The organism is Rhodococcus gordoniae (assembly GCF_001646655.1).
In the GTDB taxonomy this organism is placed as follows: Bacteria; Actinomycetota; Actinomycetes; order Mycobacteriales; family Mycobacteriaceae; genus Rhodococcus; species Rhodococcus gordoniae.
This window is the reverse complement of sequence record NZ_LPZN01000032.1, coordinates 21829-46942: the sequence shown is the minus strand read 5'-3', so window position 1 is coordinate 46942 and position 25114 is coordinate 21829. Positions and strand designations below refer to the sequence as shown.

Annotated in this window: 26 protein-coding genes and 2 pseudogenes; 11 read left to right on the top strand and 17 right to left on the bottom strand. The window is 67.4% G+C overall.

The genetic code is table 11. The features are described 5' to 3' along the window. Nucleotides 1-209: 209 nt before the first annotated feature. Nucleotides 210-1181: an LLM class F420-dependent oxidoreductase gene (locus A8G18_RS13720; RefSeq protein WP_064064339.1), complete on the bottom strand. Its 972-nt coding sequence runs from the start codon at nt 1179-1181 to the stop codon at nt 210-212. Between the two features lie 106 nt (nt 1182-1287). On the opposite strand from A8G18_RS13720, the gene A8G18_RS13715 reads away from it, so the two are divergent. Continuing rightward, nucleotides 1288-2043, top strand: coding sequence for an MOSC domain-containing protein (locus A8G18_RS13715; RefSeq protein ID WP_064064314.1), 756 nt, complete (start codon nt 1288-1290; stop codon nt 2041-2043). 6 nt (nt 2044-2049) lie between these two features. Here the strand turns inward: A8G18_RS13715 and A8G18_RS13710 are convergent, their stop codons facing one another. After that, nucleotides 2050-3483 carry an acyl-CoA synthetase gene (locus A8G18_RS13710; protein ID WP_026002989.1) on the bottom strand — a complete coding sequence of 478 codons (1434 nt, stop codon included), beginning with the start codon at nt 3481-3483 and terminating at the stop codon, nt 2050-2052. A gap of 140 nt (nt 3484-3623) precedes the next feature. Here A8G18_RS13710 and A8G18_RS13705 point away from each other — a divergent pair, with 140 nt between their 5' ends. The 3 genes from A8G18_RS13705 (at nt 3624) to A8G18_RS13695 (ending at nt 5378) form a co-directional block, all read left to right on the top strand. Then, nucleotides 3624-4361: an IclR family transcriptional regulator gene (locus A8G18_RS13705; protein ID WP_064064338.1), complete on the top strand. Its 738-nt coding sequence runs from the start codon at nt 3624-3626 to the stop codon at nt 4359-4361. A 124-nt stretch (nt 4362-4485) separates the two neighbouring features. After that, on the top strand, nt 4486-5160 hold the full coding sequence (locus tag A8G18_RS13700; protein WP_064064313.1) for a hypothetical protein: 675 nt from the start codon (nt 4486-4488) through the stop codon (nt 5158-5160). Further along, on the top strand, nt 5160-5378 hold the full coding sequence (locus tag A8G18_RS13695; RefSeq protein WP_016932798.1) for a helix-turn-helix domain-containing protein: 219 nt from the start codon (nt 5160-5162) through the stop codon (nt 5376-5378). Before A8G18_RS13700 ends, A8G18_RS13695 begins: the two co-directional genes overlap by 1 nt. A gap of 98 nt (nt 5379-5476) precedes the next feature. Here the strand turns inward: A8G18_RS13695 and fahA are convergent, their stop codons facing one another. The 4 genes from fahA to A8G18_RS13675 all read right to left on the bottom strand — a co-directional run bounded on the left by fahA (nt 5477) and on the right by A8G18_RS13675 (nt 9382). After that, complete coding sequence (gene fahA / locus A8G18_RS13690; protein ID WP_064064312.1) at nt 5477-6661, bottom strand: fumarylacetoacetase; 1185 nt, start codon at nt 6659-6661, stop codon at nt 5477-5479. Further along, on the bottom strand, nt 6658-7539 hold the full coding sequence (locus A8G18_RS13685; protein ID WP_064064311.1) for a hypothetical protein: 882 nt from the start codon (nt 7537-7539) through the stop codon (nt 6658-6660). Before A8G18_RS13685 ends, fahA begins: the two co-directional genes overlap by 4 nt. After that, nucleotides 7536-8738 (bottom strand): homogentisate 1,2-dioxygenase, encoded by a 1203-nt coding sequence (locus A8G18_RS13680; protein WP_064064310.1) that lies wholly within the window; start codon nt 8736-8738, stop codon nt 7536-7538. The genes A8G18_RS13685 and A8G18_RS13680 overlap by 4 nt, the downstream gene beginning before the upstream one ends. Before the next feature lie 116 nt (nt 8739-8854). After that, entirely contained in the window at nt 8855-9382 is a 528-nt protein-coding gene (locus A8G18_RS13675) for a MarR family winged helix-turn-helix transcriptional regulator (RefSeq protein ID WP_064064309.1), read from the bottom strand. Between the two features lie 157 nt (nt 9383-9539). Here A8G18_RS13675 and A8G18_RS13670 point away from each other — a divergent pair, with 157 nt between their 5' ends. Genes A8G18_RS13670 through A8G18_RS13660 form a run of 3 tightly spaced genes read left to right on the top strand, consistent with a single transcriptional unit; the run spans nt 9540 to nt 11953 of the window. Next, nucleotides 9540-10190, top strand: a complete 651-nt coding sequence (locus A8G18_RS13670) for a DedA family protein (protein WP_064064308.1) — start codon at nt 9540-9542, stop codon at nt 10188-10190. Between the two features lie 9 nt (nt 10191-10199). Next, nucleotides 10200-11291, top strand: coding sequence for a sensor histidine kinase (locus A8G18_RS13665; RefSeq protein ID WP_064064307.1), 1092 nt, complete (start codon nt 10200-10202; stop codon nt 11289-11291). After that, entirely contained in the window at nt 11279-11953 is a 675-nt protein-coding gene (locus A8G18_RS13660; protein WP_064064306.1) for a response regulator transcription factor, read from the top strand. The genes A8G18_RS13665 and A8G18_RS13660 overlap by 13 nt, the downstream gene beginning before the upstream one ends. Nucleotides 11954-11966: 13 nt before the next feature. Here the strand turns inward: A8G18_RS13660 and A8G18_RS13655 are convergent, their stop codons facing one another. The 6 genes from A8G18_RS13655 to A8G18_RS13630 all read right to left on the bottom strand — a co-directional run bounded on the left by A8G18_RS13655 (nt 11967) and on the right by A8G18_RS13630 (nt 17427). Further along, nucleotides 11967-12371, bottom strand: a complete 405-nt coding sequence (locus tag A8G18_RS13655) for a hypothetical protein (RefSeq protein ID WP_064064305.1) — start codon at nt 12369-12371, stop codon at nt 11967-11969. Nucleotides 12372-12504: 133 nt separating this feature from the next. Next, nucleotides 12505-13836, bottom strand: coding sequence for an MFS transporter (locus tag A8G18_RS13650; RefSeq protein ID WP_064064304.1), 1332 nt, complete (start codon nt 13834-13836; stop codon nt 12505-12507). A gap of 36 nt (nt 13837-13872) precedes the next feature. Then, nucleotides 13873-15333: an FAD-dependent oxidoreductase gene (locus tag A8G18_RS13645; RefSeq protein WP_064064303.1), complete on the bottom strand. Its 1461-nt coding sequence runs from the start codon at nt 15331-15333 to the stop codon at nt 13873-13875. Next, on the bottom strand, nt 15330-16127 hold the full coding sequence (locus A8G18_RS13640; protein WP_064064302.1) for an SDR family NAD(P)-dependent oxidoreductase: 798 nt from the start codon (nt 16125-16127) through the stop codon (nt 15330-15332). Before A8G18_RS13640 ends, A8G18_RS13645 begins: the two co-directional genes overlap by 4 nt. Then, nucleotides 16120-16950, bottom strand: a complete 831-nt coding sequence (locus A8G18_RS13635) for an SDR family NAD(P)-dependent oxidoreductase (protein WP_064064301.1) — start codon at nt 16948-16950, stop codon at nt 16120-16122. The genes A8G18_RS13640 and A8G18_RS13635 overlap by 8 nt, the downstream gene beginning before the upstream one ends. A gap of 48 nt (nt 16951-16998) precedes the next feature. Next, a complete protein-coding gene (locus A8G18_RS13630; protein WP_064064300.1) occupies nt 16999-17427 on the bottom strand; it encodes a nuclear transport factor 2 family protein in 429 nt (142 codons plus the stop codon). Between the two features lie 180 nt (nt 17428-17607). Here A8G18_RS13630 and A8G18_RS13625 point away from each other — a divergent pair, with 180 nt between their 5' ends. From A8G18_RS13625 to A8G18_RS13615, 3 genes and pseudogenes are all read left to right on the top strand, one after another. Next, nucleotides 17608-18270 carry an IclR family transcriptional regulator gene (locus A8G18_RS13625; RefSeq protein ID WP_172506064.1) on the top strand — a complete coding sequence of 221 codons (663 nt, stop codon included), beginning with the start codon at nt 17608-17610 and terminating at the stop codon, nt 18268-18270. 107 nt (nt 18271-18377) lie between these two features. After that, nucleotides 18378-19885 (top strand): annotated as a pseudogene (locus tag A8G18_RS13620) (YhgE/Pip domain-containing protein). Between the two features lie 131 nt (nt 19886-20016). After that, nucleotides 20017-21582 carry a bifunctional 3'-5' exonuclease/DNA polymerase gene (locus tag A8G18_RS13615; RefSeq protein ID WP_064064297.1) on the top strand — a complete coding sequence of 522 codons (1566 nt, stop codon included), beginning with the start codon at nt 20017-20019 and terminating at the stop codon, nt 21580-21582. On the opposite strand, the gene A8G18_RS13610 is transcribed toward A8G18_RS13615, so the two are convergent. From A8G18_RS13610 to A8G18_RS13595, 4 genes are read right to left on the bottom strand one after another with little or no spacing between them, the layout of a single operon-like run. After that, nucleotides 21555-22451, bottom strand: a complete 897-nt coding sequence (locus A8G18_RS13610; RefSeq protein WP_064064296.1) for a DNA-3-methyladenine glycosylase family protein — start codon at nt 22449-22451, stop codon at nt 21555-21557. The two genes, A8G18_RS13615 and A8G18_RS13610, sit on opposite strands and share 28 nt — an antisense overlap. Continuing rightward, complete coding sequence (locus A8G18_RS13605) at nt 22448-23044, bottom strand: methylated-DNA--[protein]-cysteine S-methyltransferase (protein WP_064064295.1); 597 nt, start codon at nt 23042-23044, stop codon at nt 22448-22450. The genes A8G18_RS13610 and A8G18_RS13605 overlap by 4 nt, the downstream gene beginning before the upstream one ends. Further along, nucleotides 23032-23547, bottom strand: coding sequence for an RNA polymerase sigma factor (locus A8G18_RS13600; RefSeq protein WP_026003439.1), 516 nt, complete (start codon nt 23545-23547; stop codon nt 23032-23034). Before A8G18_RS13600 ends, A8G18_RS13605 begins: the two co-directional genes overlap by 13 nt. After that, nucleotides 23534-24064, bottom strand: coding sequence for a methylated-DNA--[protein]-cysteine S-methyltransferase (locus tag A8G18_RS13595; RefSeq protein WP_064064294.1), 531 nt, complete (start codon nt 24062-24064; stop codon nt 23534-23536). The genes A8G18_RS13600 and A8G18_RS13595 overlap by 14 nt, the downstream gene beginning before the upstream one ends. A gap of 108 nt (nt 24065-24172) precedes the next feature. On the opposite strand from A8G18_RS13595, the gene A8G18_RS13590 reads away from it, so the two are divergent. Next, nucleotides 24173-24895, top strand: a complete 723-nt coding sequence (locus A8G18_RS13590) for a hypothetical protein (protein WP_064064293.1) — start codon at nt 24173-24175, stop codon at nt 24893-24895. A gap of 25 nt (nt 24896-24920) precedes the next feature. On the opposite strand, the pseudogene A8G18_RS23425 reads toward A8G18_RS13590, so the two are convergent. After that, nucleotides 24921-25073 (bottom strand): annotated as a pseudogene (locus tag A8G18_RS23425) (TetR/AcrR family transcriptional regulator); the annotation flags it as partial. Between the last annotated feature and the right edge of the window lie 41 nt (nt 25074-25114).

The following is a 25114-nucleotide window of genomic DNA, read 5'->3' as shown; positions in this document are numbered from 1 at the left end:
GATCCGCATTCCGCGGGCCGGTCACCGTGGCGGCCAACGGCACTCCGTCGTCGGCGACCACGGTGACCCCGGTGGCCCTGCAGGACATGTTCCGGTCCGTACTCGATATCGGCTCGGCCATGTCGCCTCCTGCACAGCGCATCTGCAGGAGTTGTCGCGTCACCTTCGGGTGTCGTCAACCGCCGACACCGAATCGTGACGTCCGGTCGTCAGCGTGGGGCGAGCGCCCGGATCATCGGTGCGGGATCACCCGAGGGCACCAGGGCGATGGCGGGGGTGGTCACCCCCGCCTCGACGTACCGCTCCACGTGCTCGCGGCACGCCTCGGGTTCGCCGTGGATCACGAGAGCATCCACCACGTGGTCCGGGATCGCTTCGAGGGCAGCCTTGCGGTCACCTTCCGCCCACGCCTTCCACATACCGGCGAAATCGTCCGAGCGGCCGAGGAATTCGTGGAAGGCCCGGTAGACGGGGACGTTCATGTAGGCGGCGATCATGCGCCGGCCGATGGCGCGGGCCGTCTCGGTGTCGAAGCCGGGGAGCACGAAGATCCGCGCGACGATCTCCTTGTTCTCGCCGCCCTCGTGGACGTAGGGCGCCACGGTGCGCACGTCGTCGGCGGACAACCAGTTGATGATGGCGCCGTCGGCCTCACGTCCGGCGAGACGCAACATGCCCGGCCGCAGCGCCGCCAGCAGCACCGGCGGCGCCGGGTCGGGCACGACGCCGGCCCGGAAGCCGTCGACGGCGAAGGTGTCGTACTTCTCGGAGACCTTCTCCCCTGCCAGCGCCGAACGCAGGAACCGGAGGGTGTCGCGGGCGCGCTTGAACGGTTCCTCGAAGGGAATGCCGTTCCACTTCTCGACGATGACGTCGGACGATGTGCCCACCCCGAGCACGAAGCGGCCGGGCGCGGCGGCAGCGAGGCTCGCGGCCGACATGGCCAGCGTGGCGGGGCCTCGGGTGTAGACAGGGACGATCGCGGTGCCCAGGCGCAGGCCGGGAGCCCACACGCTCGCGAGGGTGAGCGGGGTGAACGCATCGGCGGCGCCGGCCTCGGACGACCACACGTCCGTGTACCCGAGGTCGGGGAGCTCTTCGATGATGCGTCGCTGGTCGAGCAGAGGGATGCCGTCGAGGGGGACGGTCAGGCCCCATCGTCGTGTCGTGTTCTCCGTCATGACCGCCACCTAACCACACTGTGGTCCACGTCATAGCCGGACGTCTTCCGGGCCGGCCGGTCGGGCCCGCCCCGCGGCCGCTCCGGTCCCCGTATGCTCGCGAGTCGTGCGTATCGATCAGTTGTGGCGTTATCCGGTGAAGTCGTTCGGGGGTGAACGGCTCGACACCGCAGCGATCGAAGCGGACGGTCTGCGCGGCGATCATGTGTGGGCGCTGGTCGACGCGGAATCCGGAAATGTCGCGAGTGCGAAGCGCTTCCGCCGCTACGGTCTGCTGCTGACCTGCTCGGCGCGACTGCTGAGCGACGACGATCCTCGCGATCCGGCGGCACTCGAACTCACCCTGGCCGACGGCACGGTGATCCGCGGCGACGATCCCGAGGTCGACGACCTCCTGTCGAAACTGGTCGGTCACGACGTGCGTCTCGAACCGCGCGACCGCAGCTACGACGAGGCGCCGCTGCATCTCGTCTCCCGCTCCGCGGTGGAGGCGCTCGGCACCGGCGACCCCACCGACGTGGCCCTGCGGCGGTTCCGTCCGCAGCTGGTCGTCGACATTCCCCACTCGCCCGGTTTCGTGGAGGACGAGTGGATCGGCCGACGGGTCTCGATGGGTTCCGTGGTCCTCGCACCGCACGAGCGCACCGCGCGGTGCGTCATGGTGACGCTCCCCCATCAGGAGGTTCCCGCGCGGCGCGGCATGCTGCGCGAGGTGACGGCCGCGCATCAGGTGCCCACTGCGCCGGGGGGCAAGCCGATGCCGTGCATCGGTGTCTACGCGACGGTCCGGACTCCCGGCGACATCACCGTCGGTGACGAGATCGGCGTCGGCCGAGCCGACTGCTCGAGCACAGTCGAGTAGATCGGGTCACTTCCCGGCGAGGTAGTCCTCGACGAGAAGCTTCTTCTGCACCTTGCCCATGGCGTTGCGCGGAAGAGCGTCGACGCTACGGATCTCGCGGGGGCGCTTGTGGATCGAGAGGGTCTGCGCGACGAAGTCCGAGAGTTCGCCCGGATCACGGAGATCCCCGACGACGTAGGCGACGATCCGCTGTCCGAGATCGTCGTCCGGCACACCCACCACCGCGGCCTCCTGCACGCCGGGATGGTTCAGCAGCGCGTGCTCCACTTCGCCGGCGCCGATCCGGTAGCCACCGGACTTGATCATGTCGACCGATTCGCGGCCGACGATGCGGTGGAAACCCTGGTCGTCGATCACGGCGATGTCGCCGGTCTTGAACCAGCCGTCCTCGGTCATCGACTCGGCGGTCTTCTCGGGGTTGTTCAGGTAGCCGTCGAACAGGGTCGCGCCGGACACCTCCAACTGGCCGAGGGTTTCACCGTCGTGCGGCACGAGGTTGCCGGCCTGGTCGCGCAGGCGGGTGGAGACGCCCTGGATCGGCAGTCCCACCCAGCCGGGTCGGCGCTCACCGTCGTGGCGTGTGCTGATCGTGATGATCGTTTCGCTCATCCCGTACCGCTCGATCGGCGCTGAACCGGTGAGGGCGAGCATGCGCTCGAAGACCGGAACAGGAAGGGGCGCACTGCCCGACACCAGAAGTCGCGCGGACGACAGTGCGCGAGCGGATGATTCGTCGGCAGCGACCCGCGACCACACGGTAGGAACACCGAAGTACAGCGAACCACCGGCTGCCGCATAGGCTTCGGGTTTCGGTCGCACCGTGTGCACGAGTGGCGAGCCCTGCCGGAGCGCGCCGACGACACCGAGGATGAGTCCGTGGACGTGGAACAGGGGAAGTCCGTGGACGAGCGTGTCGTCGGACGTCCAGTTCCATGCCTCGGCGAGACCGTCGAGACCGGCCGCCACGGCGGACCGCGAGAGCACGACTCCCTTGGGGGCGCCCGTGGTTCCCGAGGTGTACATGATCATCGCGGCACTGCCCGGATCGGCCTCCGCGTGCGAGGACGACGAACGCGCGCTCGCGTCGACAGGGATCGCAGGCAGGGTGACATCCTCGGGGGCCGTGCCGAGCCACACCTGCGCACCCGAGTCCTTCAGGATGTGGGCGCGCTCGGCAGGACCGGAATCCGGCGGCACGGGCACCGCGGCCACACCGGCCATGAGGCATCCGGTCGTGGCGATCACCGTCTCGATGCTCGCGGTGGCGTCGACAGCGACCCGCGAGGAACCTGCGACCTCGTCGGCCACAGCGGCGGCAGCCGCGATCAGTTCGGATCGGGTGAGCGAGACGTCTCCGACGCGGACAGCGCTGCGGTCGTCACTGCCTGCTCCGGACTCGGTGAGCGAGGTCAGCAACGGCACGGGCGTGGTGGTGGTCATCGGTGGTGGTCCCTTCTCGACGTCCTGCCGGACGGTGTCGCGCGGCGCACGGTCCACATTGTGGACCGACGTGCTACGATGCGGTCCGGCTCAACTTATAGCCCGTGCCGCCTGCCGTCAACGACGCGCGAAAGGTTCCGATGAACAGCGTTCTCACCGCACTCCGCGTGTTCGAGGAGGTCGCGACCACGCAACCGGTCGGACTCTCGGACGTGAGCAAGCGACTCGACGTCCCCAAGAGCACCGTTCAGCGATGCCTCAAGACCCTCGCCGAAGCCGGCTGGCTGCGCCCCTCGACGACGAACGCCGGGCAGTGGGTCATCACCGGCCGCGCGTTCAGCCTGGGCAGCGCGATGTCGTCCGGCGACGACCTGCGCGAGGTCGCACTCTCCGAGTTGAACCGCCTGCAGACCGAGACGGGCGAGACCGTTCATCTCGCCGTGCCGGACGGGAACGAGCTGGTCCTGATCGAGCGACTCGACAGCGCCCACCAGCTGCGCGCCTTCCTCGCCCTCGGCACGCGCCTGCCTCTGCACGCCGCGTCCACCGGCAAGGCCTATCTCGCGTCGCTGCCCGACGAACGGATCGAGAATTTCCTCGCGACCGAACTCCCCTCGCTGACCGAGCACACCGTCACCGATCCGGCGGCTCTGCGCGAGGAGATCGCCGAGATCCGCGCCCGCGGGTACGCCGTGACCGAACAGGGGCTGCACGACGGCATCGCCGCCGTCGCCGTCGCCCTGCGCGGGCGCGGTGGCACCGTGCGCGGCTGCTTCAGCATCTCCGGTCCGGCTTCGCGACTGACCCCCGACCTCTTCGCCGACTACGGCGCGAAGGCGCTGGCAGCGCGGGACGCGATCGAGCGTCGCCTGCCCTGATCCGCTCCGGGCGGGACCGGCGGGAACGCACCCTCTCTGGACATATCGTTTCTCGATATGTATAACGATTATCGATGGTATCGACAATCGATAGTGCCGCCGCCCGGCGAGTTCGGAGACGACCATGAATTCCACCCACGACACCGACCGCCCCCAGAGCCCGGTCTCCGAACCCGACACGCTCTCCCCCACCGAGACGTCGAAGAAGGACCGCACCGATCTGTGGGCGTCCCTCACGGTCTTCGCGCTGACGTCGTTGATCGTGCTCTTCACCTATGTTCGCGACCTCGCAAGCTCTCTCGGCGACGGCATCGTGACCGCGCGGGTCCGGTTCGACGACGCGGCAGCGGCGCCGGTGCTGTCCACCCCGAACGGCGTCGACCTCCGGACCACCTCGACGACGGTGATCGACGTTCCGACCGACGTCCTCTCACCCGTCAGCGTCGCCCTCCTCCGCGCCGGGGAGGCGGTACAGACCCTCGGCTACCTGACGGCCCTGGCCCTGCTGAGCTGGATCATGGTGCGATTCGTCCGGGGCCGGTTGTTCGACCGCGGTGTCATCCGGCTCGTGTGGATCACATCCATCGTGGCGATCGCGACCATCATCGTCCCGATGATCCCCCGCACGCTGGGCACCAACATGCTGATCCGGGACGTGGACATGAACTACGTCCTCTCGAACGCGCCTCTCGGACCGGAGTTCTGGTACGCCTACGTCTTCTGCATGGTGATCTCGGCCGTGGGTGTGGTGCTGCGGATCGGCAGCCGCATGGCGCGCGACAACGAAGGACTCGTCTGATGCCTCCGGAAACCGAGCATGCCGTCCGGTGTCATCTCGACGAACTGCTGGCCGATCGGGGCATGACGCTCACCGAGTTGGCCGAGAAGGTCGGCGTCAGCGTGGTGAACCTGTCGGTACTCAAGAACGGACGCGCCCGCGCGATCCGCTTCTCGACCCTCACCGCCCTGTGCCGCGTACTGGATTGCTCTGTGGGCGACATTCTTTCGGTCGATTGACCGACCCCGAACACGGCGATGCCCGGAACCTCGTGGGTTCCGGGCATCGCCGATGGTCCGGCCGGTGGCGCTCCGGCTGACGCACGGACCTGTTTTCTTTATTCCCCGATCGCGGGAAGAATGCGGGTGCGGACCTCACCGAAGCCGATGCGCGTCCCGTTCGGGCCGGGAGCGGTGGCCGAAATGGCGATTTCGTCGCCGTCCTCGAGGAAGGTGCGTGTCTCGTCGCCCACCTGCACGGGTTCTGCTCCGCCCCAGGTGAGTTCGATGAAGGCGCCACGCTGGTCCTTCTCCGGGCCGGAGATGGTGCCGGATCCGAACAGGTCGCCGGTGCGGGTCGCGGCACCGTTGACCGAGGTGTGGGCGAGCATCTGCGCCGGCGACCAGTACATCTGCGCGTACGGCGGGCGCGACACGACGTGTCCGTTCCACTCGACCTCGAGATCGATGTCCAGGCCCCACTTCTCGGCGCCCTTCAGGTACGGCAGCGGCTCCGGGTCCTGCACCGGGGTGTCGATGCGGGCGGCCTCGAGGGCGGCGAGCGGAACGACCCACGGCGAGATCGACGTCGCGAAGGACTTGCCGAGGTTCGGGCCCAGCGGCACGTACTCCCACGCCTGGATGTCGCGGGCCGACCAGTCGTTGAGGATGACCGCACCGAAGCAGTGGTCGGCGAACTCGTCGGGAGTGATCTGCGAACCCATCGGGGAGCCGACACCGACGATGAAGCCCATCTCGGCCTCGATGTCGAGCCGGATCGACGGACCGAAGACCGGTGCAGGGTCGTTGGGGCCCTTACGCTGTCCGCTCGGCCGCACGATGTCGACCCCCGAGGTCACGACGGTGCTCGACCGACCGTGGTAACCGACGGGAAGGTGCTTCCAGTTCGGCATCAGCGGGTCGGGGTTCTGCGGGCGGAACAGTCGGCCGAGGTTCGACGCGTGGTTCTCCGAGGCGTAGAAGTCGACGTAGTCTGCCACCTCGATCGGCAGGTGCATCGTCACGTCGGCAACGGCGAAGACCGCCTCGTCGGCGACATCGCCGGTCACGAGTTCCCTGATCGCAGCGCGAACTTCGTCCCACCGTGCACGACCCTGGGCCATGAACGCATTGAGCGAGGGCTCGGCGAAGACGACGTCGTCCTCGAAGACACGGCTCAGGTCGAGAACCGCATCTCCGACGCGGACACCGACACGGGGTTCGCTGTCGGCCGTGGAGAAGATGCCGTACGGCAGGTTGTCGATGCCGAAGAGCGAACCCTCCGGAATGGCGATGGTGGTCATGCGTTCGTTCCTTCGGTGATCGGGGAAACGGTCGAGGGCGCCAGGCCGAGGTCGAGCAGATCCTCGAGCGGTTCGGCGATGCTGCAGGTGCCGTACGACAGGAAACGGCGCCGGACCTCTGCGGCCCGCTCGTCGGAGAGTGCGCCGAGACGTGCGGAGAGCACTGCCCCGTCACGTTCGGCCAGCACGGAAGCGACCTCGTCGATGTCGGCTCCGGACAGCACCGCGTCCACCGCGGCCAACAGGTTCACGAACCCGTGCTGTTCGAAGCCCGTCCTCGGGTCGGTGTTGCGCACCGCGTGGTGCAGACCGGCGGTCGCCTTGAACGGAACTCCCGTGGTGACGACCGTCGAGACCGCTGCGGCGAGCTCGGCCTCGTCCGGATACGCCTCCGCCACGATCCCGCCGGTGCGGAACTTGGCGGCGTACGGCGTCCCGGTCAGTCGGGCGAGGATCTCGGCTCGGCGCTCGTCACGCGGAACCTCGACGAATACATCGATATCCGGTCGACTCACCCTGATCTCGTCGAGCGCCGCGAACAGCTCGTCGACGGATTGCTCTGCGGGGACCGCGATCTCGAGGGCCACCACGGACACCGAGTCCATCGCGTCGACCTGCTCGAGTGCGGGCCGGACGGCGGCGGTGCCGGTCGGTGCGGTCAGGCTCAGGGCCAGCTCACCGGGATACGGGTGCTGCGCCAGGTGATCTGCGAGTTCACCGAGGCGACCGGCCGGGAAGACGAACGCTCCGACGAGCGGTGCGTGCGCGGACGAGCGGTGCCCGGCGTGGGCGGGGACGGCGACGGGCAGCGGGGCGTTGCCCGGAGGGAACAGCGCAGCGTCGTCGCACAGTCCGGTCAGGAGAGGTCCGAAAGTCATTTGGCCGCTCCTGCATTGCGGTTCCAGCTGCCGGCGTAGGCGGCGTCCTCGCACGCGAGCGCACCCTCACCGAGTTCGAGCGGGCGGAAGGTGTCGACCATGACGGCAAGTTCGTCGAAGAACTCCACACCGATGCTGCGCTCGTAGGCACCCGGCTGCGGGCCGTGCGCGTGACCACCGGGGTGCACCGAGATCGAACCCTGGCCGATGCCCGATCCCTTGCGGGCCTCGTAGTCGCCGCCGCAGTAGAACATGACCTCGTCGGAATCGACGTTCGAGTGGTAGTACGGCACCGGTACGGCCAGCGGGTGGTAGTCCACCTTGCGGGGCACGAAGTTGCAGATGACGAAGTTGTTGCCCTCGAACGCCTGGTGCGCCGGCGGCGGCTGGTGGACGCGACCGGTGATGGGCTCGAAGTCGTGGATCGAGAAGGTGTACGGGTACAGGCAGCCGTCCCAGCCGACCACGTCGAAGGGGTGGTGCGGCATCAGGTAGCGGGTGCCGACGATGCCCTGCGAGGTGCGGTGCTTGACCAGCACCTCCACGTTCTCTTCCTCGACCTGCATGAGCTCGGTCGGTCCGTGCAGGTCGCGTTCACAGAACGGCGCGTGCTCGAGGAACTGCCCGAACTTCGACAGGTAGCGTTTGGGCGGGACGATGTGGCTGTTCGCCTCGATCGTGTAGGCGCGCAGCGGTCCGTCGCCCCGGGGCACCCAGCGGTGGGTGGTGGCCATCGGCAGCAGGACGTAGTCGCCGGCCTTCGCTTCGAGCGGACCGAAGACCGTCTCGACGGTGGCCTCACCGGATTCGACGTAGACCATCTCGTCGCCGACGACGTTGCGGTACAGCGGCGAGGGCTCGGTCGACACGACGTACGAGATGCGGACGTCGGCGTTGCCCAGGACCAGGCGGCGACCGGTCACGACATCGGTTTCGGCCCAGATCGTCTCGGGGAACAGATCGTGCAGCTTCAGGTGCCGCGGCTTGAGCGGATGGTTCGGTGTGGTGGTCTGATCGGGCAGCTTCCACTCCGTGGCGTCGACGATCGCCGACGGGATGTACCGGTGGTAGAGCAGCGCCGAGTCGGACGAGAAGCCCTCCTCGCCCATGAGCTCTTCGTAGTACAGGTCGCCGTTCTCGTCGCGGTGCTGGGTGTGACGCTTCGGCGGGATGACGCCGAGCTGTCGGTAGAACGCCATGATCTGACTCCTCGCGGATCTCGGGCGTGCGAGGGACGGTCGCTCGCCTGGAATTAGTAAATACGTTAACTAAACCGAGGCCGTGAGCGCAACCACAGAGAGGTCACGACCCTGCGTCAGTTGCGTCCGCGCACGTCGAACTGGCTGCGGTTGGTGATCAGCTTGTTCAGCAGCATCACGAGAATTTGCTGTTCGGTGGGGGTGAGCACCTCCACCCAGGCCTCTTCGCGCTCGTTCTGGGCACGGAAACTGTCCCGGATCTCTTTCTCTCCCGCTTCGGTGAGCGACAGTTGCACCGAACGCGCGTCGTGGCTGACCGGAGTCTTCTGGAGGATTCCCGCCTCGACCAGGGGTTTCGCGAGGTTCGACACGGCGGCGCGACTCATCCCGGTGAGCCGCGCGGCGACATTCGGTTCGATCGGACCCGCGAGCCAGATGACGAACATGAGCCGATAGGCCGACCACGACCGGCCACGCGGACGGTGAACCGCGGCCTCGAGGTCGTAGGTGACGATGTCCGAGGCCCGGTTGAGCGTGAGCAGGACTTCGGTCGCACTGCGGTGATGTTCACCGAACTTGCTGTTCAGACGCTCCTGCGCGAGTTCGACGAAGGACCAGTAGTCGAGGTCGCGGGGTCCGGACATGCGGTCACAGTACCGCAGGCCCGGAATAATTCATCTATTTACTATCCGGTAGATCGGCCGGAGATCGGCAGGACTATGGAAAACCACACCCCGAACACCTCGAAATCGGCGGAAAACCGCAGTGAACTGCGCATTCACTGCTCATAGCGTTCCGGACATGAACCTCGAACACACCCTCTCGCAGTCACCCACCGACGAACTCGACGGCCTCGCGGGCCTCTCGCTGCAGCTGATGGAGATGCTCGGAGCACCCGGCGCCGGTCTCGTGGTCGCCGCGGAAAACCTCTTCCCGCCGATCCCGAGCGAGGTGATCCTTCCCCTCGCCGGCTTCGCGGCCTCCCGCGGGGAGATCTCCCTCGTCTCGGCCGTCGTGTGGACCACCCTCGGCTCCGTCGTCGGCGCGCTGCTGCTCTACCTCACCGGACGAGCCTTCGGGCGTCCGCGGATGTATGCCGTGGTCGAGCGACTCCCACTGGTGAGCATCTCCGATCTGCGGCGCGGCGAAGAATGGTTCGCCCGCCACGGTGAGAAATCGGTGTTCCTCGGCCGGATGGTGCCGCTCGTGCGGAGCGTGATCTCGGTTCCCGCCGGGGTGGAGGCCATGCCCGTCGGCCGCTTCGTCGTCCTGACCGTTCTGGGCAGCGCACTGTGGAACTCGATCTTCGTGCTCGCCGGATACCTTCTCGGTGAGAACTGGGGAGTCATCGAACCGTATGCGGATGTGCTGCAGAAACTCGTGATCGTCGCGGTGGTCGGGGCAGTGGCGGTGTTCGTCGTCCGCCGTGTCCGATCGATTCGCGCCCGTTAGGGTCGGTCCGTGATCGATCACCTTCGGCGCTCACTCGGGACCTCGGTCCGCGCCGTCGTCGGGCTCCTGCTCGGGATCGTCACCGCGGTGGCGGGTGCGGCGGCATCGGTCCGCCGCACCACCGACGGACCGGGCCGGGCGGCCGAACGCGACCGCACCCGTCTCGTGCGATGGTTCGACGCCGAGACTGTCCGGGATCTCCCGGATCGCGAGCCGACGGGGTACTTCCTCGTCCGTCTGGCCTACGGTCCACTTGTCGGCATCGTCGTACTGCTCGTCCTGATCGCCGCGACCGGCTACGGGGGCTGGGCGATCGTCCTGCTGGTCGGCGGTCGCATCTCCGTCGCCGACGGCCTCGTCTCGCTCCTCGTCGCCGCCGTCATGATCTACCTCGCCGTCCGGATGGCGATGATCGTGGGCCAGTGGGACGTCCGCACGGCACTGCGGCTGCTCGGTGACGACGCGACGCAGCATCGTCTCCGCGACCTGCAGCGCACCCGTGCCGACGTCGTCACCGCCATCGACGACGAACGCCGGCGGATCGAACGCGCCCTGCACGACGATGTCCAGCAGCGGGCCGTCGCACTCGCGCTCGATGTCGGGCGGGCGCGACGCACCGCCGAACGCGGCGGCGGGAATCTCGTCGCCGACCTCGACAACGCCGTCGCCCAGGCACAGGCATTGCTCACCGAACTGCGCGACGTGACGTGGCGGATCTACCCGGCCGCCCTGGACGAACACGGACTCGCCGCGGCGCTGGAAGGGTTGTCCGCGCACACCTCCCTCCCCGTCGATCTGGATCTGTCGATCCATCCGGAACCGCTGCACGATGTCGCGGCAGCCGCGTACTACGTTGCCGCGGAAGGGGTCACGAACGCGACGAAGCACTCCGGCGCCGACAGTGTGTCGGTGACCGTCGCGGCGGACGGTCGCGTCGTCACGGTCACGGTCGTCGACGACGGATGTGGCGGGGCCGAGATGACGGGCTCCGGGCTGACAGGTCTCGCGCGCCGTATCGCCGCGCTGGACGGGCAGTTCTCCGTACACAGCCCTCGCGGAGGGCCGACCGTCGTGGAAGCGAGGATCCCGTGCGCATCGTGATTGCCGAGGACTCGACCCTTCTCCGCGAGGGTTTGTCGCGGTTGTTCGCGGACGAAGGCCATGAGGTGATCGCCGGCGTGGGAAATGCCGTCGAGTTGCATCATGTCGTCGAGCGCGACGTGCCCGATCTCGTGCTGCTCGACGTGCGTATGCCACCGACCTACTCGACGGAGGGCATCAACGCGGCGCGGCGCATCAAGGAGGAGCACCCGCAGGTCGCTGTGCTCGTGCTGTCGCAATACGTCGAGCACCGGAACGCCACCGGTCTGCTCACGAACGGGTGGGGTGGCGTCGGCTATCTGCTCAAGGATCGTGTGTCGGACGTGGGGGCATTCCTCACCGATCTGGAACGAGTGGCTGCGGGCGGGACGGCGTTCGATCCCGAGGTGGTGCGGCAACTGTTCGCGAACACCCGCCGCGCCGACCCCATCGCCGCCCTCACCGAACGCGAACGCGAGGTACTCGAGGCCCTCGCCCAGGGTCTGACGAACACCGGCATCGCCGGTCGTCTGACGATGTCGGTCAGTGCCGTGGAGAAGCACGTCAATTCGATCTTCGTGAAGCTCGACCTGCCGCGCGAAGCCGACCGTAGTCGGCGGGTACGGGCGGTGCTCCTCTATCTCGAGAGCACGGGCACCCCGAGCTCTCGGGACGACCGCTGACGCCCCGTGCGGATCAGAAGAGCGGATACACGAAGTGCCCGACGCCTCCGCCGGGTGCGCTCGACCCCGTCACGTTGGGCAGGTTCGCGGGCAGACGCTGAAGCTTGTGTGGACGGCCTTCGAGGTCGGCCTGCCAGCAATCAGTCGTCACGCCGTGGAAGCCCTGGCACACGATGCGGGTGTTCGCGCCGAACGGCGAGGTCAGGCGCGGCTCGTTCACCAGCGGGTTCCAGTAGGCGAGTTCGTCGGGGGTGAGCCAGTTGGCGGGGTCCACGTCGTACACGTAGATCGGACTGTTGGGTTGCTGGACCGGCCACTCGTCCTGTGCCGCCGCGATGCCGGCGCCGCCGAGGACGATCCCTCCTGTCACTGCAGCGACCGATCCGGCTCGCAGTACCCGTCGAAATCCGTTCGCCATCGTTCCCCTCCACCCCGTGTCTCGAGGACCCGTGCCTCCCGGACATCGAAACACGGACCACGCGGTCCGGATATGGGAATGCCGGAATTGTCGGCCCCCGACGGGTTCCGACAATTCCGGCTGCACCACAGGACTAGTCGGTGCGGAGTTCGATGCCCTTCGTCTCCTCGATGAAGAAGACCGCACCGAGGGTGAGCAGCGCACAGAACACGAAGTACCCCGCCGGTGCCAGCGAGTTCCCGGTGACGTCGATCAGCCACGTCGCGATGAACGGTGCGGTGCCACCGAGGCACATGTTCGTCACGTTGTTCCCGAGAGCGATACCGCTGTATCGCACGGACGCCTTGAGCATCTCGACATAGGTGACGAAGGAGGCACCGTTGACCACCGACACGCAGATGAACAGCACGGACTGGCCGACGACGGCCTGCCAGACGGTGCCGCCGGACATCAGCATGAACATCGGAACACCGACGATCGCGGATGCGGCACTACCGGCGAACAGCACCGGCTTGCGCCCGTACTTGTCGGCGAGATAACCGGCGATGGGCAGCGTGATCACACCGAGCACGAGAGCGAGGCAGGTCGACAGGAACGCGACGGAGGACGACAGTCCACCCGTGGTCTGGAGGTAGGTCGCGGCATACACGGAGGCGATGTAGTAGCCACCGATGATGAGCGCACCGAGCAGGATGATCTTGACGACGCTTCCGCCCGACGTCTTCAGCAGCTCCGCGATGGGCAGCTTCTTCGTCTCACCCTTTTCCTCGAGTTCCTCGAACTGCGGGGTGTCCTCGAGATGATTACGGATCCAGATGCCGACGACACCGATGACCACGCTGAGCAGGAACGGGATGCGCCATGCCCATTCGAGGATCTGCTCCTCCGAGAAGGTGGACGTGATGCCGAGCGCCACGAGAGACGCCACCAACGACCCCAGGTAGGTACCCGAGTTGACCATGGACGTCTGCGTCGCGCGCCAGCGTGCCGGTGCGGATTCGGAGACGAATGCGTTTGCGCCGCCGAGTTCACCGCCGGCCGCGAAGCCCTGCAGACAGCGGGCGAGCACGAGCAGAACCGTCGCCCACACGCCCAGAGTGGCGTAGGTGGGCATCAGTCCCATGGCCGCGGTCGCCACGACCATGAGCAGGATCGTCCACGACAGCGCATTCTTCCGGCCGTACTTGTCACCGATGTGCCCGAAGAAGATGCCACCGGGCACCCGGAGGAAGAACGCCACGGCAAAGGCCGCGAATGTTCCCAGCAGAGCAGCCGTCTCATCTTCCGAGACGAAGAACAGGGTGGCGACCATCGTCGCCATGTAGCCGTAGATACCGAAGTCGTAGTACTCCACGATGGTGCCCACGACGGCAGCACGAATGACCTTCGTCGTCGACTGCTTCGGCTGCGGAGTGCCGGCCTGGGGTGGACTCACTGCGGGGGATGCCGCGTCCGATCCGAGCATGTTCGTGTCCTTTTCGAATGTGAGGGGGAGGTGGCGCTACACGCCGGCAACGCCGAGTGCGGCGCGTGGAGCGGCGCCGGATGCAGCCCAGCGGGCCGCGTTGAGGCCGGCGATGCGACCCATGGTCACTGCGTTGGCGACGGCGTTGCCGCCGCCCACATAGCGGAGGCCGAGGATGCCGGCGCCCGCTTCTCCGGCCGCGTACAGGCCGGGTACGACGTTCCCGAGGGTGTCGAGAACTTCCGCGTTCGGGTTGATCTCGAGTCCGGCGTGGGTGCAGACCAGTTCGGCGGGCAGCATACGTGCCGCGTAGAACGGTCCCTCCGTGACGGGGTCGGGGTTCGAGGTCGATCCCTTGTTGGCGAGGGTGCGATGCCGCAGGAAGTCGGGATCGTTCCCGTTGGGCAGCCGGGTGTTCCAACGATCGATCGTGGTGACCAACGCATCGGCCGGTACGCCGATGAGGTCGGCGAGTTCGGGAATGCTGTCGGCACGCAGGGTACGACCGGCGTCGGCTTCCTCTGCGATCCGGTCGGCGTCCCAGTCGGTGTAGCCCGACGGCAGCCCGGTGCGGGCCTTCTCGTCGAAGATCACCCATACCGGTCCGTCCTGACGATCCATGAGACCGCCGGAGACCGCGTACGACGCATCCTCGTCCATGAACCGTCGGCCGGACTTGTTCACGTACACCCGCGACTTGGGCGGGAAGCCGGCCTGCCAATGGTGGTAACGCTGGAAGTATGCGGTGGGCATGGTCAGTCCCCAGTCCGTGCCGGCGATCGACGAATCGACCTGCTCGCCGAAGCGGAAGTGGTCACCGCGGCTACCCGGCGCGGCCACGACGAACAGCGACTCCCCTGCTCGGAGCGGATACGGATAGTACTGCTCCAGCAGGTCGCGGTTCTGCGCGAAACCACCGGACGCGACCACGACGGCATGTGCACGGACCTCGATGTCGTCCGCGACGACACCGACCACACGTCCGCCCTCGACGAGCAGCTTCTGGACCCGGGTACCGAGCACGGCTTCCACACCGTGCGTGCGACGCGCACGGTCGAGTGTCTGCACGAGTCCGTAGCCCTGATCCTTCGGCACGTGCCCGCGCCAGACGTCTTCGACACCGGCCTGGCACAGACCGGGCATGTGCGCGTTCGACGATTCGCGGGCGGGGATCTCCACGCCGAGACCGATCAGCCATTCGAGCGTCGGGCCCGCGTTCTCGCAGAACGCACGGACCAGGCCGGGTGTGAGGACCCAATGGTTCAGATCCATGTAGTGCTGGAAGAACTTCTCGGCGGAGTCCTCGATACCGAGACCGCGCTGCACACTCGTCCCTGCCGCGGTGAACAATCCCGCGGACAGCTGGGTCGACCCGCCCAGTTCGGTCTCGGATTCGAACAGCAGCACACTCGCCCCGGATTCGGCGGCAGACACTGCGGCAGCGAGACCGGCACCGCCACCACCGATCACCACGACGTCGATGATGTCGTCGTTCATGAGAGTTGATCTCCCGTCTCCGCGATGATGCGGTGATAGAGGCCGTTGGACGTCATGCCACCGTCGACGGTCACTTCGCTGCCGGTCATGTAGCTCGAACGATCCGACAGCAGGAAGAGCACAGCGTCGGTGATCTCGTCGACGGTGGCCATCCGGCCGGCCGGAACGCTGTTCAATGCGGCACCGACGAACGCGTCGGCGCCGCCGAGCAGGGCCGTGCCCACGAGGCCGGGGTGAACCGAATTGACGCGGATACCCCAGCGCGCGAAATTCCCTGCCGCCGATTTGGACAGACCCCGCAGTCCCCACTTGCTCGACGAATAGGCCGGAGAGAAGTAGCCGATCTGTCCCGAGATCGACGAGATGTTGACGATCGACCCGCCACCGCTCTCACGCATGAGCGGAGCCACCGCTTTCATCCCGTAGAAGGGGCCGAAGAGGTTGATCCGCATGGTCTTCTCCCAGATGTCGTCCGGGGTGTCCATGAATTCGAGGCGCCGGGAGATCCCGGCGTTGTTGACGAGTCCACCGAGTTCACCGTGCCGGGTGCGGATCTCGTCGACGACCCGCCCCCATTCCTCGGCGTCGGCCACGTCGAGTGTGTGTGCCGTCGCGGAACCGCCTGCAGCCCGGATCTGTTCGACGACCTCGGACGGGTCGTGGATATCAGCAAGGCACACATGCGTTCCGCGTGCAGCGAGCACCCGTGCGTGGTTGGCGCCCATCCCCCCGGCCGCACCCGTGACGAGTACGACCGAGGGGTACGACACCGATTCGACGACGCGGTCAGACATGACGTGATCCGCCGTCGACGGCAATCGAGTGTCCGGTGACGTAGCGGGCGCTGTCGGAGAGCAGGAACAGCAACGGTCCGAAGACCTCTTCGGGGGCACCGAGCCGGTGCAGCGGGACGACGTCGAGCGCGTGCTTCAAGGCGGCCGGGTCCTCCTGGACCCACCGGGTCATCTCGGTGTCGATATATCCCGGCGCGATCGAGTTGACGCGGATCCCCTTGTCGCCGAATTCGACTGCCAACGATTCGGTCAGATGGGCGACGGCGGCCTTGGAGGCGCAGTAGGCACCGCGGCCCTTGCGCACGCGCAGCGCCGAGACCGACGACATGTTCACGATCGCGCTACCGGGCTCCATGTGCCGCGCCGCGGCCTGCGAACCGAAGAGAACGCCTTCGACATTGACGTCCAGAGTCGCCGCGATCTGCTCCTTCGAGATCTCCTCGGCAAGGGCGAACGGGAAGATGCCGGCGTTGTTGATCCAGAAGTCGATGCGGCCGAACTCCTGGAGTGCGACCTGCGCGAGCGCCTCGTGGTCGGCCGGATCGGTCACGTCGACACGTGCGCCGATCACCGTGCCGGGCGTCTCGACGAGGGCTTCCACGGCGAGATCGGTATCGATCTGCTCTGCGGCCTCCTTCATCTGCACATCGTTGATGTCGCCGCCCACCACGTGCACGCCGCGCGTGGCCAGACCGCGCGCGAACTGGGCACCCATACCGCGCGCCGCGCCGGTGACGACGGCAACTTTGCCTGCCATCTCCGGGTAGAGGGCGACGATCGGGGTGGTGACGGTACGGCCCGGGTTCTGGGCGTCGACGGTCATGGGTGATTCCTCCGAGAATATGAAGCGAAGTGGAAAGAGGTGTGACGATCAGCTGTCGTCGCGGGAGACGACGCGGCGGGCTATGCGCCATTCGCCGCCGGTGCGCACGACGTGGTCGTCGATGGTGGTGAACCGGACGAGTCGGGATTCGCCCCCACGAACGGTGGCCACAATCTGCAGATAGGCCCGTACACGGAGGGCGTCGTCGTCGACGCGGTAGGCCGCGAGGTCGGTGACGACGTGCCGGTGCACTTCACCTGCTGCCTGCGCGCCGACATGGAAGCGCTCGGCGAAGGCCACGAGATCGTCGGTACCTGCCACGGGGGCCGGGTAGCTGGGCGAGCAGAACTCGCCGTCGGCGGTGAACGTTTCGGCCCACTCACGCGCAGAGCCCTCGTCGATGAGGTGGCTCTGTCGCCCGTAGAGCTGGTGGATATGAGCGAGAACCGCCGCGTCCACGTAGTCGGTTCGTGTCATGTCGTACGAAAACCATCCGTGAGTGTGTGCGATAATCGCACTTAGTGTGCGATTAACGGAAATGCTAGGTGTTACAGTTCACAGACGTCAAGGGAGGTAATGGGGGTCATGACGCAAATGCGGGATGTACCTGCGCAAACCGGGGATCTGGACCTACCGCGGATCGAGCCGGACGCAGGCATGTCCAAGACGCTCCACAACGGTCTCGAAATCCTGGAACTGCTTGCGCGGAACCCACACGGCCTGTCCGTCAGCGAGATCGCCGAGAGCCTCGACGTACACCGCACGGTCGCCCACCGACTCGTCCGGACTCTCGAGGCACACCGGCTGTGCCGCCGCGACGACCACAAGCGCATCTCACTGGGCACCGGCCTGGTGACACTCGCCGAATCGGTCGAACAGGACCTGCGGACCCTCGCGCGGCCGATCCTCGAGGAACTCGCCGACAGCGTCGAGGCCACGGCCCACCTCGTCGTCCGCGAGTCCGACACCACGGTGCGGGCGATGATGGTGATCGAACCCCGGCGCTCCGATGTCCACATCGCCTTCCGTCCGGGTCAGGTCCATCCGCTGGACCGCGGCTCCGCCGGTCTGGCAATCCTCGGATCCATGCCACCGCGTCCCGACGAGCGGCCGGAAGTGACCCGGGCGCGGCAGACGGGCTATGCCGTCTCCGCCGGCGAGGTCGTATCCACCACCATCGGAATCTCGGCCGCGGTGCCGAGCCGCCCCGGGGGTACTCAGGCGGCGATAGGCGTCTCGGTCTTCGACGCCACCGACGAAACTCGCCTCGCGGCGGCCGTACTCTCTGCGGCGTCGACCCTCGGCGACCTGCTCCGGTGACCGATGACGGGTGACGACCTGCGGAGTGCCAGATCACGCAGCCCGGTTCCACGTGTACTCGAGCACTCGGGACCTCGACAGCACACACCTGTGTGCACAATTGACAGGTGAGTCCAACCCAGTCGTCCATCGACCCGCACCACAGCACCCTGCGCAGCGCGCGCTTCTGGCTCGCGCCCTTCGCTGTCGTCGCGGCGGTGATGAGTGCCTTGGCGTACTTCTACCTCGGCGCCCTCCTCGATCCCAGCGAGAACCTGAGGCAGTTCCCGATGGCCATCGTCAACCAGGACGTCGGCGACGTGCTGCCCGGATCGGACGAACGACAGAACTTCGGCGACCAGATCACCGAGGGCATCCTCGACGGCATCGATCCCGAGGAGATCGACCTGCAACAGATGGGCATCTCGGCCGCCGACCGCGGGCTCGACGACGGCAGCCTGTACGGGGCGATCGTCATCCCGAGCGACTTCACCAAACGCATCTCGATCCTCGCGCAGGCCTCGGTGGTCCCCGGCGACATCGAGAAACCGATCATCACCCTGTACACGAACCCCCGCACGGGGGCGTTCGCGACGGGCATCGTCACCACGATCGGCGACCGCGCACTGACCCAGGTGAACGACTCTGTGGGTGAACAGCTGACCGAGACCGTCACCGCCACCCTCGCCGACACCGCCCCCGACCTGCAGCTCTCCGGAGCCGGTAGCCTGACGCTGGCCCAACCGATCGATGCGCTCACCGTCGAGCACAAACCGCTGCCGGGTGGGACGGGCGCGGGTCTGTCCGCCTTCTTCTACACATTGCTGCTGATCCTGGCCGGCTTCACCGGTGCCACGATCATCAACGCGGTCGTCGACACCAAGCTCGGCTTCGTACCCACCGAATACGGCCCCCTCTACATCGCACGGGAGACCACCCGGATGTCGCGCCTGCAGGTGCTGGCACTGAAGTGGGGCATCACGGTGATCATGTCGTTGATCGTCTCGGCGTTGTACGTGTGGATCGCCACCGGACTCGGTATGCCGGCACCACGCGCGTTGCTGTTGTGGGAGTACGGGGCACTCGCGATCTCGGCGGTGGGCATCACCTCGCTCGCCGTGATGTCGATCTTCGGCGCGGCGGGCCTGCTGGTGAACCTGATCGTGTTCATCGTGCTCGGACTTCCTTCGTCCGGTGGCACCATCCCGATCGAGGCCACGCCGCGATTGTTCGAGTGGCTGTCGACCTTCGAGCCGATGCACCAGATCTATCTCGCGGTGCGCGCCATCCTCTACTTCGACGGACGCGCCGGCGCCGGGCTCGGCCACGGTGCGACCATGACGATCGTCGGACTCGTGTTCGGACTCGTCGTCGGCGCCGCCGTGACGTGGATCTACGACCGCGTCGGATTCCACCGGGCACCGGACGCACCGGTGCGACTGCCCTGGCGGCCGTCCCGACAACGCGATCAGGATTCGGCGATCGTGGGCGATCCGGTCCATTCGGACGACACCGTCGATGAACGTGGGCAGGACGATCGCGACGACACGGGCGAATCTTCCGGCGGCAGCGAGCGTTCGGACGACAACGACGGGCCCGTCGACGAAATGGGGGCCCCGCCGCGCGTCGGGGGTAGCGGCGGAGCCCCTCCACTATCACGGTAGTGCCGGTTCTCTCGGGGGTCGCTCTCGGTACGGGTGAATTCGAGGGTGAATCGTGGGGCATGGCGCGCCGAAAGCTGTCGCCGTGATGAAGCACACTGTATGGATGCGCACGGTCGTCGTTCCTCATCCTGCGGACGGCCGGGGCCGTCGCGGTGCAAGCATCGTCGAGGTCGACGCATCGGGTGCGCCACTCGGACCGATACGTGAGTATCCCGAGTTCGCAGCAGCTGTCGCAGCGATCGAAGCCGAATCTCGACCGCGCTGGGTGTGGACCTCGACGGCAACCGTCTATCCCGAGCTTCTTCGCGCCGGCGTCCGGGTGCAGCGATGCCACGACCTCGCCACCACCGGCGTCATCCTCGCCGTACGGGAAGGTCTGCCCCCACCTGCCTCGGAGGAGCCGATCGACGAGCGACCCGGCCTCTTCGATGCCGCACCCGCGATCGACGTCGAAGCAGTCGTCGAACAGGTCGCCGATCAGCGTCGGCGCATCTCCGGCGATGCCCGCCTGGAACTGCTCACCGCCGCCGAATCGGCCGGCACGCTCGCAGCGGCCGAGATGAGTTTCGACGGGTTGCCGTTCTCGGCGCGGGCGCATCGTCGTCTGCTCGAGGACACTCTCGGGCCACGCCCGACCGGTTACGACCTGCCGAGCCGCATCGCCGAAGTCGTCGAGGAGATCAGCGCCGTCTTCGGTCGTGCCGTGAATCCCGCCTCGCACAGCGAGGTGCTCGAGGCGTTCCGTCGCGAAGGCATCACGGTCGAGTCGACCCGCAAGCACGTTTTGCAGCGGATCGACCATCCTGTGGTGCCGCTGTTGCTGCGGCACCGCGAGCTGTCGAAGTTGTACAGCACGAACGGCTGGCACTGGCTCGACACCTGGGTACGCGACGACCGGTTCCGCCCGGTGTACGTTCCCGGCGCCGTCGTCTCGGGCCGGTGGGCGAGTCGGGGCGGCGGTGCTCTGCAGATCCCCAAGGCGTTGCGGTCGAGCGTGGTCGCCGATCCCGGACGGTCGTTCGTCGTCGCCGACGCAGGCCAGCTCGAGCCACGCATCCTGGCGGCGATGTCGGGTGACCGGCGCATGGTGGCAGCTGCCGGTTCGGACGATCTGTACGCCCCCGTCGCAGCGGCGTCCTTCGGCGGCGACCGCGCGAAGGCGAAGGTCGCGGTGCTCGGCGTGTTGTACGGGGCCACCTCCGGCGACGCGCGCGCCCTGCTCGCGGTGCTGCGTCGCAGTTTCCCCACCGCCGTCGACTTCGTCGAACGTGCGGCGCGCGCGGGCGAGCGTGGCGAGGTGGCGCATTCGTGGCTGGGCCGCGCGTGCCCACCCGCCCCGGAGGGGTTCCACTCGCACGGCGATGCGCACGCGCGCGGGCGCTTCACACGGAACTTCGTCGTGCAGGCCACCGCAGCCGAGTGGGCATTGTGCGTGCTCGCCGAGCTGCGCCGGCGACTGACCACCGATCCCGACCCGACCGCCGGCGATCTCGTGTTCTTCCAGCACGACGAAGTCGTGGTGCACACCGGCAATCCGGAGCTCGCGCGGTCGCACGTCACGGCCTCCGTTGAGGTGGCGACGCGATTGATGTTCGGCGACACGCAGGTTCGCTTCCCGATGGATACCGCAGTGCGCGCCGTCTATGCCGAGGATTCCGGCGGCGAGTAGGTGGCGTGTGTCCACAGATGGGTGACGGCATAGGCCCGCCACGGCCTCCACTGCTCGGCCCGCTCAGCGGCTTCGCGCGCGCTCGTCACCTGCAGAGCGCGCCGGAGAACGAGATCGCCGGACGGACAAGCATCGCGGTCGCCGAGCCGCAGGGCCAGATAGTCGACGGTCCACGGACCGATACCGGGGAGCGCGAGGAGATCTTCGGTGAACGACGGCTGCTCCGGACCCACTCCGTCGGCCACGGCTCGGGCCAGTTCGGAGACGGTGCGGGCACGGGACCGCGTTGTGCCGATAACGGCACGCAGTTCGCTCTGCTCGACGCCCGCGAGTCGGTGCGGCGCGGGAAAGCACCGTAATCCGCCCGGTGCGTCGTCGCCGAACGCCGCGACGAGACGCCCCGCGAATGTGCACGCCGCGGCAACACTCACCTGCTGCCCGAGCACGGTCGCCACGGCGGTGGCGAACCAGTCGGTGGTACCGACCACGCGCAGACCGGGATGGGTTCGGACGAGAGGCCCGAGCACGGGATCGGACACGAACGCCGCATCCACGACGGACGGGTCGACCCCGAGATCGAGCCACGTCCGTATCGTGTCGCCGACGTCGGCGGCATCCGCGCGACCGGCAGTCTCGACGAGAATCTCGAGATGCCGGGCATCTCCACCCTTTCCGAGCGCGGATGTCGCCAGGTCTCCGAGGCGGACGGTGACGTGTGCGGTACCGCCGTTCGTGCGGAGCGCACGGTGGTGGGTACCGGTTGCGCTGTCGTGCTGTTCGTAGCCGGGGACGGTGTGGTTTCGCAGCGACGCCAGCATCGGCCCCACCGCAACGGGTTCCGCCACCGGGATGCGAAAGGTTGTGGTCATGCCACCGACTCGAGTTGCAGCAGTGCCTTCTTCGCGTCGACTCCCCCGACGTACTGCCCCATACTGCCGTCGCTGCGTACCACCCGATGGCACGGCACCACCACGGGCAGTGGGTTCTTCGCGCACGCCGTACCGACCGCCCGCACCGCCCGAGGGCTGCCCGCAGCGGCCGCGATCTCCGCGTAGCTCGCCGTGTGCCCGTATTCGATGTCGGGTAGTCGCGTGATCACCTCGCGGCGGAATCCGTCGGCGAGGCGTAGATCGAGCGGGAGGTCGAAATGTGTCCGGGTACCGGCGAAGTATTCGTCGAGTTGCCGGACGACGGGGTCGAGTCGCAGCGGTGCGTCGAGGACGCGCGGACTGATCCGGCGGGAAAGTTCGTCGAGCACGGCGTCGGATCCGTCGGCGACGTAGGCGACCCGCACCAGTCCGACGGTGGTGGTGGCCAGCAGGAGCGGACCGACGGGGGTGTCGACGACGCGGAACGCGACATCGAGCAGTCCGGCTGCCCCGGCGTCGAGTACGAGCTTCTCCCGCAACCACGCGAGGTCGGTCGGGCCGACCGAGGGTTGTGGAAAGTTCATGAGCGACATCCTGTTCCGTATTCGATCCGACGACGCAGCGCCGTCCGCCCGTCGGCTGCCGCGCGACGCGCCGCAGCCGGGCTGTTGCCGAGGATCGTGCCGATCTCGGCGTAGGGCAGGCCGCCGACGTAGTGGTAGACCAACGCCGCCCGTTGTGTGAAGGGAAGCTCTGCAACCGCGGTCCACAGCTCGTCGTCGCCCTCACCGGGATTCCCCGTGGTCGACGTGGGTTCGGGCAGGTTCTCGGTGGGTACCGGGGTTCGCCCGCGCACGCGGTGGATGTCGACGGCCTTCCGGTGCGCGATGGTCACGAGCCACGCTTCGACATTGCTGCCCGGCGGAAGTTCGGGATACGCGCGCAATGCCGCGAGGAAGGTCTCCGACCAGGCGTCGTCGGCGTCGACGGATCCGAGCAGTGCGCGGCAGACCCGGAGAACCGTCGCGCCGTGGCGGGTGACCACCTCCTCGAACGGCGGGAGGCTCGTCCGCACTATGTGATCAGGCAGAGACATGGGTGTCGCCGGGGACTCCGGCATCGCCGGAACACAGCACCTGCGCTTCCTGGTCGAGCAGGAACCGTTTGCGCTCGATGCCGCCGGCATAGCCCGTGAGCTTGCCGCCGCTGCCGATGACGCGGTGGCACGGGACGATGATGCAGAGGGGGTTGCGGGCATTGGCCGCGGCCACCGCCCGTACCGCAGTGGGCCGGCCGAGGGCGAGTGCGATCTCCGAGTAGGTGCGTGTGGTGCCGTACTCGATCGTCTTCAGCGACTCCCACACCTCGTGCTGGAAGGGGGTTCCGACGGGAGCGATCGGGACGGTGAACCGGGTGCGACGACCCGCGAAGTACTCCACGAACTGGGCGATCGCCTCGTCGAAACCATCGGCCACCTGCTCGCCGAAGCCGGTGCGATCGGGCGCGGGGCGATGCTCGGCCATGTACACGCCGCTCAGGACGCCGTCTGTGTTCACCAACGTCAGCTCGCCGATCGGTGAGTCGATCACGGTGTGGGTGCGCAATGCGGTCACGGCTTCGATCCTTCCATTCGGTGTGTGCTCTGTACCGGGTAGACGAACGGGACGCCGAAAATGTGAGGTCCGTGATCACGACGACCGGTCGTACTGCACTATGGCGACATGATCTCGCTGCCTGTGCCCGCGCTCGGACTCTCGGTCGCCGGTTCCCTCGTCGACGTCACCCGGACCGTGCTCGGACGCACACGCGAGACCGCCGAGTTCGCGCTCTCGATCCCGGCGCGGGTGGAAGGCCTGCTCGACGATGCCGAATCACTCATCGGCTCCGTCGAGTCGTTGATCCGCCGCATCGACAGCGTGGTCACCGACGCCACCGACATCGTCGAGGGAGCATCGGTGGCTGTCGCACAGGCGACGCAGGTGATCGCCTCGACCATCGGTGTGGTGGAGGAGGCCGCCGACGCGGTCACACGCGCAACGGAGATCATCGACTCCACGGGCGGGGTCGTACGCGACGCGACGACCGTGGCGTCGGATGCGCGAGTTGTCGTCGAATCCGCAGGTCGCAGCTCCGATGCCGCCGCGGAGCTACTCGAGACCTACCGTCCTCTCGCCGATCGGGCGGCGCCGCTGGCCACCCAGTTCGTCGAGGAGTTCTCTGCGGTGGAGTTGCACGCCGCGATCAGGCTCATCGACCGGCTCCCCGAGATCACCGAGCGGGTGGATGCCGTGCTGCCGATCATGGCCACACTCGACACCGTCTCACCCGAGATCCACGAACTGCTTCTCGTCGCGAAGGATGTCCGCCAAGCCATCGTCGGCGTCCCCGGCTTCAACTTCCTGCGCCGACGCGGGGAGGAGAAGGAGACCAACGGTGACGATTGACCGCACCGCACCGCGGTCGGCGACGATCGACCGCACCGCGTTCGGGCGGCCACGTCCGGTCGCCGAACATGCGGGTCGCTTCGTCGGCGACCATCTGGGCGAAACTCCGTAGCGACGCTCGCCTGTGGGTGCGCGGGGGTTCGAAGCCGGCGGACTCGATGAGTGAGACCCGGCCCTTCACGTCGCTGCCGTTCCCGTCCGACGGGCAGCCGGTCGACC

What these genes read in the sequence shown, in the direction of transcription:
- A8G18_RS13720 (WP_064064339.1), bottom strand. Translation starts at nt 1,181, where the DNA reads ATGACGGAGAACACGACACGACGATGGGGCCTGACCGTCCCCCTCGAC.
- A8G18_RS13710 (WP_026002989.1), bottom strand. Translation starts at nt 3,483, where the DNA reads ATGACCACCACCACGCCCGTGCCGTTGCTGACCTCGCTCACCGAGTCC.
- A8G18_RS13705 (WP_064064338.1), top strand. Translation starts at nt 3,624, where the DNA reads ATGAACAGCGTTCTCACCGCACTCCGCGTGTTCGAGGAGGTCGCGACC.
- A8G18_RS13700 (WP_064064313.1), top strand. Translation starts at nt 4,486, where the DNA reads ATGAATTCCACCCACGACACCGACCGCCCCCAGAGCCCGGTCTCCGAA.
- A8G18_RS13695 (WP_016932798.1), top strand. Translation starts at nt 5,160, where the DNA reads ATGCCTCCGGAAACCGAGCATGCCGTCCGGTGTCATCTCGACGAACTG.
- fahA (WP_064064312.1), bottom strand. Translation starts at nt 6,661, where the DNA reads ATGACCACCATCGCCATTCCGGAGGGTTCGCTCTTCGGCATCGACAAC.
- A8G18_RS13685 (WP_064064311.1), bottom strand. Translation starts at nt 7,539, where the DNA reads ATGACTTTCGGACCTCTCCTGACCGGACTGTGCGACGACGCTGCGCTG.
- A8G18_RS13680 (WP_064064310.1), bottom strand. Translation starts at nt 8,738, where the DNA reads ATGGCGTTCTACCGACAGCTCGGCGTCATCCCGCCGAAGCGTCACACC.
- A8G18_RS13675 (WP_064064309.1), bottom strand. Translation starts at nt 9,382, where the DNA reads ATGTCCGGACCCCGCGACCTCGACTACTGGTCCTTCGTCGAACTCGCG.
- A8G18_RS13670 (WP_064064308.1), top strand. Translation starts at nt 9,540, where the DNA reads ATGAACCTCGAACACACCCTCTCGCAGTCACCCACCGACGAACTCGAC.
- A8G18_RS13655 (WP_064064305.1), bottom strand. Translation starts at nt 12,371, where the DNA reads ATGGCGAACGGATTTCGACGGGTACTGCGAGCCGGATCGGTCGCTGCA.
- A8G18_RS13650 (WP_064064304.1), bottom strand. Translation starts at nt 13,836, where the DNA reads ATGCTCGGATCGGACGCGGCATCCCCCGCAGTGAGTCCACCCCAGGCC.
- A8G18_RS13645 (WP_064064303.1), bottom strand. Translation starts at nt 15,333, where the DNA reads ATGAACGACGACATCATCGACGTCGTGGTGATCGGTGGTGGCGGTGCC.
- A8G18_RS13640 (WP_064064302.1), bottom strand. Translation starts at nt 16,127, where the DNA reads ATGTCTGACCGCGTCGTCGAATCGGTGTCGTACCCCTCGGTCGTACTC.
- A8G18_RS13635 (WP_064064301.1), bottom strand. Translation starts at nt 16,950, where the DNA reads ATGACCGTCGACGCCCAGAACCCGGGCCGTACCGTCACCACCCCGATC.
- A8G18_RS13630 (WP_064064300.1), bottom strand. Translation starts at nt 17,427, where the DNA reads ATGACACGAACCGACTACGTGGACGCGGCGGTTCTCGCTCATATCCAC.
- A8G18_RS13625 (WP_172506064.1), top strand. Translation starts at nt 17,608, where the DNA reads ATGTCCAAGACGCTCCACAACGGTCTCGAAATCCTGGAACTGCTTGCG.
- A8G18_RS13615 (WP_064064297.1), top strand. Translation starts at nt 20,017, where the DNA reads ATGCGCACGGTCGTCGTTCCTCATCCTGCGGACGGCCGGGGCCGTCGC.
- A8G18_RS13610 (WP_064064296.1), bottom strand. Translation starts at nt 22,451, where the DNA reads ATGACCACAACCTTTCGCATCCCGGTGGCGGAACCCGTTGCGGTGGGG.
- A8G18_RS13605 (WP_064064295.1), bottom strand. Translation starts at nt 23,044, where the DNA reads ATGTCGCTCATGAACTTTCCACAACCCTCGGTCGGCCCGACCGACCTC.
- A8G18_RS13600 (WP_026003439.1), bottom strand. Translation starts at nt 23,547, where the DNA reads ATGTCTCTGCCTGATCACATAGTGCGGACGAGCCTCCCGCCGTTCGAG.
- A8G18_RS13590 (WP_064064293.1), top strand. Translation starts at nt 24,173, where the DNA reads ATGATCTCGCTGCCTGTGCCCGCGCTCGGACTCTCGGTCGCCGGTTCC.